Raw genomic sequence first — 11,486 nt, 5'->3', positions numbered from 1 at the left:
GCGGGGAGCTGGGCACAACGCATGCATGCTCGACGCGAGGTGCGCGGCGGGCGGGCGAACCGGGCGGCGTGCCCCGTTGCCGCGGGACCGGAGTCGATTTATCGTCCCAGCACGATTCGCGCGCAAGATCACAATATGTGAAGGGGCCGCGGCCATGGTGGCGAAGAAGAAGACGACGGCCGCGAAACGGAGCGCCGCGGAGGAGGGCGCCGCGCAGGAGAGCACCGCGGAGCAGGACCCCGCGAAGGCGGCGACGGCACGGAAGAGCCCGGCGAGGAAGACCGCGGCGAAGAAGAACGCGGCCGGGACGACCGCGGCGAAGAAGAGCACGGCGAAGAAGAGCACGGCCAAGAAGGCGGGCGCGGCCGAGGCCGCGGAGCAGACGGGAGCCACGACGGTGGTTGCGAAGAAGACTCCTGGCACGGCCACGGCGGCCAAGACCGCCGTTCCCAAGGCACGCGGCGCCGCCGTGGACCCCGGCGACCTCGCGGTACGCCCCGGCGAGGAGCCCTGGACCCCGCAGGAGGTCGAGGAGGCGCGCGGGGAGCTGCAGTCCGAGGCCGACCGGCTGCGCACCGAGATCGACACCTCCGAGCGGTCCCTGCAGGGCATGATGCGGGACTCCGGCGACGGCGCGGGCGACGACGAGGCCGACACCGGCAGCAAGAACATCACGCGCGAGCACGAACTGGCACTCGCGGCCACCGCGCGCGAGGTGCTCACCCAGACCGAGCGCGCCCTGGAACGCCTGGACACGGGCACCTACGGTCTGTGCGAGAACTGCGGCAACCCCATCGGCAAGGCCCGCATGCAGGCCTTCCCCCGGGCCACCCTGTGCGTCGAGTGCAAGCAGAAGCAGGAACGGCGGTACTGAGCCGGTACGGAGCAGCAGCCGGGACGGGAGGCGTGCCGTACCCTCGTCCTCAGTCAAGGACCTAGGCTGAGGGACTCACGTGGCAGAGGCGGAGCGCATCATCGGTACTCCGGACACCCCGGACACGGCGGGGGACGGGCAGGAGCGGCCCGACGCCGAGCAGGAGCGGGAGCAGGCTTCGGAGCGCCCCCGGGGCAAGCGGCGGGTCGCCGTGCTGTTCGCGGTCGCCGTGTTCGCATACCTGCTCGACCTGGGCAGCAAGATGCTGGTGGTCGCCAAACTGGAGCACCACGAACCGATCGAGATCATCGGCGACTGGCTGAGGTTCGTGGCGATCCGCAACGCGGGCGCGGCCTTCGGCTTCGGCGAGGCGTTCACGATCATCTTCACGGTGATCGCGGCGTCCGTGATCGTCGTGATCGCCCGCCTCGCGCGCAAGCTCCGCAGCCTGCCGTGGGCGATCGCGCTCGGCCTGCTGCTCGGCGGCGCCCTCGGCAACCTCACCGACCGGATCTTCCGCGCGCCCGGCGTCTTCGAGGGCGCGGTCGTGGACTTCATCGCGCCCAAGCACTTCGCCGTCTTCAACCTCGCCGACTCGGCGATCGTCTGCGGCGGCATCCTGATCGTGATCCTCTCCTTCCGGGGCCTGGACCCGGACGGGACCGTCCACAAGGACTGAGCGCGTCCGGGGGGGGGCGCCGGGACTGAGCGCGTGTTCGGGAGTGTCCGAGCCGTCCGGCATACTCGACGGGTGAGCACGATTCCCGAGATCCGCACCCTGCCCGTGCCCGACGGCCTGGAGGGCGAGCGCGTCGACGCCGCCATCTCCCGCATGTTCGGCTTCTCCCGCACCAAGGCCGCCGAGCTGGCGGCGGCGGGCAAGGTGCAGGTCGACGGGTCGGTGGTCGGCAAGTCCGAGCGCGTCCACGGCGGCGCCTGGCTCGAGGTCGAGATGCCCGAGGCGCCCGCGCCCGTGCAGATCGTCGCCGAGCCCGTCGAGGGCATGGAGATCGTGCACGACGACGACGACGTGGTCGTGATCGTCAAGCCGGTCGGCGTCGCCGCCCACCCGTCCCCGGGCTGGTCCGGGCCGACCGTCATCGGCGGCCTGGCCGCCGCCGGGTACCGCATCTCCACGTCCGGCGCCGCCGAGCGCCAGGGCATCGTGCACCGCCTCGACGTCGGCACCTCCGGCCTGATGGCGGTGGCCAAGTCGGAGCGCGCCTACACCTCGCTCAAGCGCCAGTTCAAGGAGCGCACGGTCGACAAGCGCTACCACACGCTCGTGCAGGGCCACCCCGACCCGACCAGCGGCACCATCGACGCCCCCATCGGCCGCCACCCGCAGCACGACTACAAGTGGGCCGTCACCGCCGAGGGCAAGGCCTCCGTCACGCACTACGACCTCATCGAGGCCTTCCGTGCCGCCTCCCTGCTCGACGTGAAGCTGGAGACCGGCCGCACCCACCAGATCCGCGTCCACATGGCCGCCCACCGCCACCCGTGCGTCGGCGACCTGACCTACGGCGCCGACCCCACCCTCGCCAAGCGGCTGCGCCTGACCCGCCAGTGGCTGCACGCCGTGCGGCTCGGCTTCGAGCACCCCGGCGACGGCCAGTGGGTCGAATACGCCAGCGACTACCCCGAGGACCTCCAGCGCGCCCTCGACCTGGTCCGCGAGGAGACCTACGGATGAGTGCCCCGCGGTCCGCCGCACGCTCCGCACCGGCCTACGCCGTGCGCGTCGCCGAGGACCCCGCCGACCGGGAGGCATGCTTCGCGGTGCGCAAGGACGTCTTCGTCGCCGAGCAGAAGGTCCCCGAGGACATCGAGTACGACGCCCACGACGCCGGCGCCGTGCACGTCCTCGCGGTCCGGGCGGACGGCGTGCCGCTCGGCACCGGCCGGCTGCTGCACGGCGCGGCGGCCGCCGCGAGGAACGGCGACGGCGACCCGGACGTCGGCTCCCTGGGCCGGCTCGCGGTGACCGCGGCGGCCCGCGGTCTCGGCGTCGGGGCCGCGCTGGTGCGGGCCCTCGAGGACGCGGCACGCGCGCGTGGACTCACCGCGGTGGATCTGCACGCGCAGACACACGCCCTGGGATTTTACGAACGTCTGGGGTACCAGGCCTACGGACCCGAGTTCCCGGACGCCGGGATCCCGCACCGCGCGATGCGGCGAACCCTGTAGCCGGGGCGCCGAACGGGCTGGTGAGACCGGTGGCGTGGCAGGCTTGAGGTCCGCCGTCCAGTAACGCCGAGACCCCACCGGAGCGGTGACTGTGGATCAGCTGGCCCTGTTGTTCATGCTGTTGCTCGGGGCCCTGCTGAGCGTTCCCCTGGGTGCCCGGTTCGGGCTGCCGGCGCCGGTGCTGATGACGCTGCTCGGGATCGTCCTGGCCCTGCTCGACTTCGTGCCCAACGTCGACATCCCGCCCGAACTGATCCTGCCCGCACTGCTGCCCCCGCTGCTGTACGCGGCGGTACGGCGCACGTCCTGGCGGCAGTTCGCGGCCAACAAGCGCCCGATCTTCCTGCTGGCGGTCGCGCTGGTCTTCGTCACCATGGTGTGCGTGGCCTCCGTGGCCCACGCGATCGTGCCGGGACTGCCCGTCGCCGCCGCCTTCGCGCTGGGTGCGCTGGTGGCGCCTCCCGACCCGGTCGCCGCGACCGCCGTCGCCGGTCAACTGGGGCTGCCGCGCCGCCTGGTGTCCATCCTGGAGGGTGAGGGACTGTTCAACGACGTGACGGCCATCGTGCTGTACCACGTGGCCATCGCCGCGGCGGTCGGCGGCGCCTTCTCGCCGTGGGAGGCCGGGCTCGACCTGGTGCTGTCCGCCGTCGTCGCCGTCGCGGTCGGGCTGGCGCTCGGCTGGGGCTCCAACAAGCTCATGAGCGTGCTGGGCGACCCGACACTGCAGATCGGCCTGACCCTGCTGGTGCCGTTCGTGAGCTACGTCGCCGCCGACGAACTGCACGGATCGGGCGTACTCGCCGTGCTCACCACCGCCATGTTCCTCGCCGAGTACGCCTCGGACGCCGACGACGTGATGACCCGGCTCGGCGGACACACCGTCTGGGACGTGGTCGACACCCTGGTCACCGGGGTGGCCTTCGGGCTGATCGGCCTCGAACTGCACAACGCCATCCGCACGGCCTCCGGCCGGTGGACGGAACTGCTCGGCTGGGCGGCGGCGATCACCGCGGTGGTCATCCTGGTCCGCCTGCTGTGGCTGCTTCCGGCCACCTGGCTCACCCAGCGACTGCACGCCAGGCGCGACCAGGACGAGGACATCCCGACCAGCTGGCGGGAGACCGTGGTGATGTGGTGGGCGGGGATGCGGGGCGTGGCCTCGGTCGCGCTGGCCCTGGCGATCCCGCTGGAGACGGACGACGGGTCGGCCTTCCCCCACCGGGAGGAACTCGTCTTCGTCGCGTTCGGCGTGATCATGGGCACGCTGCTGCTCCAGGGCCTGACGCTGCCCTGGCTGGTGGGCCGGCTCGGGGTACGGGCGGACACCGAGCGGGAGCAGGAGTACGAGAGGGGCCTGGCGCTGCGGGCGGCCAAGGCGGCGAAGCGGCGCCTGAAGGAGATCGAGGACGTGGAGGAACTGCCGGAGGAGCTGTCCGAGCAGATGCTGCGGCGCGCGTACGACATCGGCGTGCGCATCAGCCCCGACCTGGGGGACGAGGAGCGCAGGGAGGCGATGGAGCAGCGAGCGCGCCGGGTCAAACGCGTCCGGCGCATCCAGGGCGAGATGCTGAGCGCCGCCCGCCACGAGATCCTGGCCGCCCGCAGCGAGGCCGGGGCGGACCCGGAGGTCGTGGACCGGGTCCTGCGCCACCTGGACGTCCGCAGCCTGCGGTGAGGCCGCGGACGTCCCGGCGCCGCCCCGGGGTCACAGGTGCTTCGTCGGCCGCCCGGGGAAGCGGTGGCCCCCGGCGTCCGGGGAGCGGTGGGCCCCGGCGTCGGAGGAGCGGCGGGCGTGCGGAACACCGTCGCGGGACGGGCGCAGGGCGGCGTCCGCGGTGTTGACCCGCGGCAGCGCGTACGGATGCTCGTCGGTCAGCCAGCGGAGCATCCCCTCGCGGACCGCGACCCGCACCGTCCAGATGTCGTCGGCGTCCTTCGCGGTCACCAGGGCCCGCACCTCCATGGTGGTCGGGGTGGTGTCCGTGACGGTCAGGTTGTAGTTGCGCCCGTCCCAGGCCGGGCACTCGCGCAGCAGGTCGCGCAGCTTCTCGCGCATCGGGTCCAGCGGCGCCGTGTGGTCGAGGTGCCAGTAGACGGTCCCGGTCATCTGCGGGGTGCCGCGCGACCAGTTCTCGAACGGCTTCGACGTGAAGTACGACACCGGCATCGTGATCCGGCGCTCGTCCCAGGTGCGCACCGTCAGGTACGTCAGCGTGATCTCCTCGACGGTGCCCCACTCGCCGTCCACCACGACCGTGTCGCCCATGCGCACCATGTCGCCGAAGGCGATCTGGAACCCGGCGAACAGGTTGCCCAGCGTGGACTGGGCCGCCACACCGGCGACGATGCCGATGATGCCCGCCGAGGCCAGCAGCGAGGCGCCCGCCGCGCGCATGGCCGGGAACGTCAGCAGCATCGACGACACGGCGACCACGCCGACGACCGCCGTGACCACCCTCATGATCAGCGAGACCTGGGTCCGCACCCGCCGCACCCGGGCCGGTGCCCGCTCGGCGTGGGCGTGCGCGTAACGCGAGTAGGACGTCTCGACGACCGCCGCCGCGATCCGGACCACCAGCCAGGCCACCGAGCCGATCAGCATCAGCGTCAGTGTCCTGCCGACGCCCGTCTGGTGCTCCGGGAACACCTCCGCCTCGACGTAGGACCCTCTCAGCAGGCCCGCGCACAGCGCGATCTGGTAGGGGACGCGGGCGCGGCGCAGCAGCCCCCACAAGGGTGTCTCGGGGTGTCGTCCGTCGGCCTTGCGCAGCAACAGGTCGGTGGCCCAGCCGATGACCAGGGTCAGCAGGACTGAGCCGCCGACCACGATCAGCGGGCGGAGTATCGTCTCCATCCCTCGAACGTAACCGCCACCGCCGTGTGGTGAACCTGTGACTTACGTCCTGCTCCGGGTATCGCCCGGTGCCGCGCCGTCACCCCCGGCTGGCACCATGGCCTCATGAACATCGTGCTCTTTCACTCGACCCTCGGCCCGAGGCCCGCGGTGCGGCAGGCCGCCGACCGGCTGCGCGACGCCGGGCACCAGGTGTGGACCCCGGACCTCTTCGAGGGCCGCACCTTCGACTCGGTCGAGGAGGGCATGGCCCATCAGGACGGGATCGGCCGGGAGGAGCTGCTGAAGCGGGCCGTGCTGGCCGCCGCGCCCTACTCCGAGCGGGGCCTGGTGTACGCCGGGTTCTCGCTCGGCGCCTCCATCGCCCAGACCCTCGCCCTCGGTGACCACCGGGCGCGCGGCCTGCTGCTCCTGCACGGCACCTCGGACCTCGCGCCGAACGCCTCGGTCGACGAGCTGCCGGTCCAGCTGCATGTCGCCGAGCCGGACCCCTTCGAGACGGACGACTGGCTCAGCGCCTGGTACCTCCAGATGGGCCGGATCGGCGCCGACGTCGAGGTGCACAGATACGCCGGAGCCGGTCACCTCTACACCGACCCGGACCTGGACGACTACGACGCGGAGGCGGCCGAGGCCACCTGGCGGGTGGCGCTCGGCTTCCTCGAAACGCTTCAGGAGGCTCAGACCGGGGCGTAGACCCGCTCGACGCGCTGCGTGCCGCTGCGCGTGCGGTAGGAGCGGGCCCAGGCGGAGGCGGCGTCCGCGTCGGTGCGGTCGGCGACGACGTAGTAGTCCATCTGCGCCCGGTCCGCGGTGACGTCCAGCACGCCGTAGCCGTGCCGGTCCGTGTCGACCCAGTGCACGTGCCGGTTCGCGGCCCGGATGACGGGCGCCGCGATCGCCGAGACCGTGCCCTCGGGGACCTTCACGATGTCGTCGAGGTTGTCGGAGGTCACCGAGGTGACGACGAACTCCGTGGCCGCCGAGGCGGACAGCGGGTACGTCCCCGCGTGGTGCGGCACGTCGTTGGCCCACGCCATGTGGATGTCGCCGGTCAGGAACACCGTGTTGCGGATCGCGTGCGCGCGCAGGTGGGCCAGCAGCTCGCGCCGGTCGTCGGTGTAGCCGTCCCACTGGTCGGTGTTGAGGCCGATGCCCTCCTTCGGCAGCCCGAGCAGCTCGGCGAGCGGCCCGAGCAGCGAGGCGGGCAGCGCGCCGACCGCGAACGGCGAGATCATCACCGGGTTGCCGACCAGCCGCCAGGTGGCGTCGGAGGCGGCGAGGCCCGACTTGAGCCAGTCGAGCTGGGCGCGGCCGGTGAGGGTGCGGTCCGGGTCGTCGACGTCGCCGTCGCCGAGTGCCACCTGCTGGGAACGGAAGGACCGCAGGTCCAGCAGCGAGAGGTCGACGAGCTTGCCGAACCGCAGCCGTCGGTAGGTGGTCCCCGCGATCGCCGGACGCACCGGCATCCACTCGAAGTAGGCCCGCTTGGCGGCGCTCTGCCGCTCCGCCCAGCTCCCCTCGGCACCCTCGGTGTGGTTCTCGGCACCCCCGGACCAGGTGTCGTTGGCGATCTCGTGGTCGTCCCAGATCGCCACCACCGGCGCCGTCGCGTGCAGCGCCTGGAGATCGGGGTCGGTCTTGTAACGGCCGTGCCGGACGCGGTAGTCGGCGAGCGTGAGGATCTCGTGGGCGGGGGCGTGCGGCCGTACGACCGTGTCGCGGGTGCCGTACTCGCCGGTGCCGTACTCGTAGATGTAGTCGCCCAGGTGCAGCCAGGCGTCCAGGTCGCCGCGGGCCGCGAGATGCCGGTACGAGGAGAAGTACCCGGCCTCCCAGTTGGCGCAGGAGACCACGCCGAAGCGCAGGCCGGTGACGGCCGCGTCGTGCGCGGGGGCGGTGCGGGTGCGGGCGGCGGGGGAGTCGGTGGGGCCCGCGGCGAAGCGGAACCAGTAGTCCGTGGCGGGCGCGAGGCCGCGCACGTCCGCCTTGACGGTGTGGTCGGAGGCGGCCGTCGCGGTGACGGAGCCCTTGGCGACGACGTTCGTGAGGGCCTTGTCCGTGGCGACGACCCAGCTCACCTCGGTGTCCGGGCCGGTTCCGGAGCCGGGTATGGCCTCGGGCACCGGTGTCACCCGGGTCCACAGCAGGATCCCGTCGGGCAGGGGATCGCCGGAGGCGACGCCGTGCAGGAAGGCGGGGGCCGCGTCGGCGGCGCCCGCGGGCAGCGCCGCGGCCAGCGGGGCGGCCAGCGGGGCGGCCAGGACGGCGCCGGCCGCCGCGGCCCTGACGACCGTACGGCGGCTCGGAGTGCGGGGGTTCGCGGAGGTGTCGTTCTCTTCGGACGCTCTGTGTCGACTGGTCACGGACGATCAGGTTACTGATCGGTACGCGCGGGAGTGGGCGAACTCGCGAAAGTTCGCCCACTCGTCAGCCGGGGATCACCGGGTCACTTGGTGACGCCGGCGTCCTTCAGGGCCTTCTGCCACGCGTCCGGCGTGCTCGGGGTGTCGACCACCTTGTCGTTGATCTTGATGGTCGGCGTCGACTGCACGCCCTCCGCCTTGTCGAAGGACTTGCTCATCCGCATCGCCCAGGCGTCGTAGGTGCCCTTCTCCACGGCGTCCTGGAACTTCTTGTTGTTCTTCAGGGCGTCCACCGTGTTCGCCACCTTGATCAGGTAGTCGTTCTTGGCGAACTCGTCGGTCGTCTCCTCCGGGTGGTACTCGGTGGAGTACAGCGCCGTCTTGTAGTCGACGAACGCCTCGGGGCTGACGTTCAGCGCGGCGCCGAGCGCGCTCAGCGCGTTCTTCGAGCCCTCGCCGCCCAGGTTGCCGTCGAGGAAGGTGCCGACGGTGAAGGAGAGCTTGTAGGTGCCGTCCTCCATGCCCTTGTTGACGGTCTCGCCGATGCTCTGCTCCATCGCCGCGCAGCCCGGGCACCGCGGGTCCTCGTAGAGGTGGACGACGTTGTCGGACTTGGACTCGCCCATGACGACCGTGGTGCCGTCCTTGCCGGAGGTGTTGGCCGGGGCCACCACCTTCGCCTCGGCGGCCTTCTCCCAGCCGCTCGGCTTGTTGCCCTGCACGACGGCGTAGCTGATGCCGCCGGCTATCGCCAGCACACCGACGATGGAGACGGCCACGACGATCTGCCGCTTGGCCTTGTCGCGCTTGGCCTGGCGCTCCCGCTCCTCGCGCAGGCGCTCTCGGGCCGCCGTCTTCGCCGCCTGGCTGTTCCGCTTGCTCATGATGGTGATCTCTCCGGGGACGCGCACACGGGGGTGTGCGGATATGTGTACGGGGGACTGCTGTGCTCGGTGCTGCTCGTGCGACGGGTCACACGAGGGCGGCCACCGGGCTCGGCGGTCCGCGCCGTCCCAGGGAGTGCGTGAGGATCCGCTCGCGGGCGCCGGCGGCGCGGCGGGCCGGGAGCGCCGGGCGGCGCACCGACGGGGCCCGGCGTACGGTCACGGCCGCGACGGCGAGCAGCAGCGGCCGGAAGGTGGTCGCGGCCACCGCGCCGAGGAGCTGGGCCAGCGCCCGCTCGCCGCGCCGCAGCCAGGCCGCCGCCAGCAGCCCGACCGCGACGTGCGCGGCAAGGAGCAGCCAGGCGGTGCCGGGGGCGGCCTGGGCCAGCACGGACGCCATCCGGTCGGTCTCGGCCCCGGTCACCCGGGTCAGCGGCGCGGTGACGCCCGCGTGGATGCCGGTGCCGTCGCCGCACAGCACGTCGAAGCCGACGGAGCGCAGCGGGCCCGCGACCGGGCCGCCCGCGCGGCCGTAGCAGACGTGCTGGCCGGTGGTGAAGACCGTGTCGGCCGCCAGTTCCAACGGGATCAGCAGGGCGGCGATCCGCCCGAAGCCGCGCTCGCGCCGCCCGGCCAGGGCGTACGCGATCAGGAACACGGCGGCGGCGACCGCGGCCACCGTGGTCAGCGGCAGCGGAACCCCGGACAGCAGCACGTGCGACGCGGTGCTGAGCGTCACGACGAGTGCCGTGAACAGCGCCGCGCGTACGGCTCTGAGCGGGGTTCCGGATATGTCCATAGCAGTAGAAGAGTGTGTCACGGGGTCCGGTAAGGGACCCCTAAAGGGTTCCTGTGAGACGGCCGACGGTTACCGAACCGGAATGGTCACAGGCCGGGGATCCGGCCGTTGCGGAACAGGTCGACGAAGGTCTGGTGGTCACCGCGCGCGCGTGCGCCGTACCGGTGCGCGAAGTCGACCAGCAGCGGCGCGAAGCCCTCCTCGTCGGCCGCGATCGCCGCGTCGATGGCCCGCTCGGTGGAGAACGGCACCAGGGACTCCCCGGACTGGTCGTCGGCCGCCCCGTGCATGGTGGCGGTGGCCCGGCCCAGGTCGGCGACGACCTCGGCGATCTCCTCCGGGTCGTCGATGTCGCCCCAGTCCAGATCGACCGCGTACGGCGAGACCTCGGCGACCAGCTGCCCGGCGCCGTCCAGCTCGGTCCAGCCCAGCCACGGGTCGGCGTGCGCCTGCAGGGCGCGCTGGGAGATCACGGTGCGGTGGCCCTCGTGCTGGAAGTAGTCCCGGATCGCCGGGTCGGTGATGTGACCGGAGACGGCCGGGGTCTGGGCCTGCTTGATGTAGATCACGACGTCGTTCTCCAGGGCGTCGCTGTTGCCCTCCAGCAGGATGTTGTACGAGGGCAGGCCGGCCGAGCCGATGCCGATGCCCCGGCGCCCCACGACGTCCTTCACGCGGTAGGAGTCCGGGCGGGCCAGGGAGGACTCGGGAAGCGTCTCCAGGTAGCCGTCGAAGGCCGCCAGGACCTTGTAGCGGGTGGCGGCGTCCAGCTCGACGGCGCCGCCGCCGGGAGCGAAACGGCGCTCGAAGTCGCGGATCTCGGTCATCGAGTCCAGCAGGCCGAAGCGGGTCAGGGAGCGGGCCACCCGCAGCGCGCCGAGCAGCGGCCCGTCCGCGGTGTCCAGCGTGAAGGGCGGCACCTCGTCGCGCTTGGCGCCGGTGGCCAGGGCGTGGATCCGCTCGCGGTACGCGACCGCGTACACCCTCACCAGCTCGGTGATCTGCTCGTCGCTGAACGCCTTCGCGTAGCCGATCAGCGCGATGGAGGCGGCGAAGCGCTTGAGGTCCCAGGTGAACGGGCCGACGTAGGCCTCGTCGAAGTCGTTGACGTTGAAGATCAGCCGGCCGGTGGAGTCCATGTACGTGCCGAAGTTCTCCGCGTGGAGATCGCCGTGGATCCACACCCGGGAGGTCCGCTCGTCCAGGTAGGGGCCGCCCCGCTGGTCGCTGAACTCCGGATCCTCGGTCACATCGCGGTAAAAGAGGCCGGCGGTGCCGCGGTAGAAGGCGAAGGCCGAGGCCGCCATCTTCCGGAACTTGACGCGGAACGCCGCGGGATCCGCGGCCAGCAGCCGGCCGAAGGCGGTGTCGAAGACGGCGAGGATCTCCTCGCCGCGGTGCTCCTCGTTGAGCTGCGGGACCGACATGCCTGGTGCCTCCTGGTGCGGGTAATGCCTGACGGGTGGAGCGGATCTCCACTCGGGCCAACGTTCGAACGGATGCGGGAGTGCCCGCC

The 11,486-nt window shown here is 72.1% G+C and carries 11 protein-coding genes; 6 read left to right on the top strand and 5 right to left on the bottom strand.

What is annotated here, in order from left to right:
* Positions 1-154 precede the first annotated feature (154 nt).
* The 5 genes from BJ961_RS27125 to BJ961_RS27105 all read left to right on the top strand — a co-directional run bounded on the left by BJ961_RS27125 (position 155) and on the right by BJ961_RS27105 (position 4,742).
* Entirely contained in the window at positions 155-874 is a 720-nt protein-coding gene (locus BJ961_RS27125; RefSeq protein ID WP_271415412.1) for a TraR/DksA family transcriptional regulator, read from the top strand.
* Positions 875-953: 79 nt separating this feature from the next.
* A complete protein-coding gene (lspA, locus tag BJ961_RS27120; protein WP_271415411.1) occupies positions 954-1,553 on the top strand; it encodes a signal peptidase II in 600 nt (199 codons plus the stop codon).
* 72 nt (positions 1,554-1,625) lie between these two features.
* On the top strand, positions 1,626-2,570 hold the full coding sequence (locus tag BJ961_RS27115) for an RluA family pseudouridine synthase (RefSeq protein ID WP_271415410.1): 945 nt from the start codon (positions 1,626-1,628) through the stop codon (positions 2,568-2,570).
* On the top strand, positions 2,567-3,064 hold the full coding sequence (locus BJ961_RS27110; protein WP_271415409.1) for a GNAT family N-acetyltransferase: 498 nt from the start codon (positions 2,567-2,569) through the stop codon (positions 3,062-3,064). Before BJ961_RS27115 ends, BJ961_RS27110 begins: the two co-directional genes overlap by 4 nt.
* Positions 3,065-3,155: 91 nt before the next feature.
* The gene (locus BJ961_RS27105) at positions 3,156-4,742 is read left to right on the top strand and encodes a Na+/H+ antiporter (protein WP_271417179.1); all 1,587 of its coding nucleotides are present in this window, start codon (positions 3,156-3,158) and stop codon (positions 4,740-4,742) included.
* Positions 4,743-4,772: 30 nt separating this feature from the next.
* On the opposite strand, the gene BJ961_RS27100 is transcribed toward BJ961_RS27105, so the two are convergent.
* Positions 4,773-5,921: a mechanosensitive ion channel family protein gene (locus tag BJ961_RS27100; RefSeq protein WP_271415408.1), complete on the bottom strand. Its 1,149-nt coding sequence runs from the start codon at positions 5,919-5,921 to the stop codon at positions 4,773-4,775.
* Between the two features lie 60 nt (positions 5,922-5,981).
* Here BJ961_RS27100 and BJ961_RS27095 point away from each other — a divergent pair, with 60 nt between their 5' ends.
* Positions 5,982-6,617, top strand: coding sequence for a dienelactone hydrolase family protein (locus tag BJ961_RS27095; RefSeq protein WP_271417178.1), 636 nt, complete (start codon positions 5,982-5,984; stop codon positions 6,615-6,617).
* On the opposite strand, the gene BJ961_RS27090 is transcribed toward BJ961_RS27095, so the two are convergent.
* The 4 genes from BJ961_RS27090 to BJ961_RS27075 all read right to left on the bottom strand — a co-directional run bounded on the left by BJ961_RS27090 (position 6,602) and on the right by BJ961_RS27075 (position 11,397).
* The gene (locus tag BJ961_RS27090) at positions 6,602-8,287 is read right to left on the bottom strand and encodes an alkaline phosphatase D family protein (RefSeq protein ID WP_271415407.1); all 1,686 of its coding nucleotides are present in this window, start codon (positions 8,285-8,287) and stop codon (positions 6,602-6,604) included. The genes BJ961_RS27095 and BJ961_RS27090 overlap by 16 nt on opposite strands.
* An 83-nt stretch (positions 8,288-8,370) precedes the next feature.
* The gene (locus BJ961_RS27085; protein ID WP_271415406.1) at positions 8,371-9,171 is read right to left on the bottom strand and encodes a DsbA family protein; all 801 of its coding nucleotides are present in this window, start codon (positions 9,169-9,171) and stop codon (positions 8,371-8,373) included.
* Positions 9,172-9,259: 88 nt separating this feature from the next.
* Positions 9,260-9,970 (bottom strand): hypothetical protein, encoded by a 711-nt coding sequence (locus BJ961_RS27080; RefSeq protein WP_271415405.1) that lies wholly within the window; start codon positions 9,968-9,970, stop codon positions 9,260-9,262.
* Positions 9,971-10,056: 86 nt separating this feature from the next.
* On the bottom strand, positions 10,057-11,397 hold the full coding sequence (locus tag BJ961_RS27075; protein ID WP_271415404.1) for a DUF2252 domain-containing protein: 1,341 nt from the start codon (positions 11,395-11,397) through the stop codon (positions 10,057-10,059).
* Positions 11,398-11,486: the final 89 nt, after the last annotated feature.

The sequence above is a fragment of the Streptomyces lienomycini genome (genome assembly GCF_027947595.1).
In the GTDB taxonomy this organism is placed as follows: Bacteria; Actinomycetota; Actinomycetes; order Streptomycetales; family Streptomycetaceae; genus Streptomyces; species Streptomyces lienomycini.
This window is presented reverse-complemented; position numbering and strand designations above follow the sequence as displayed.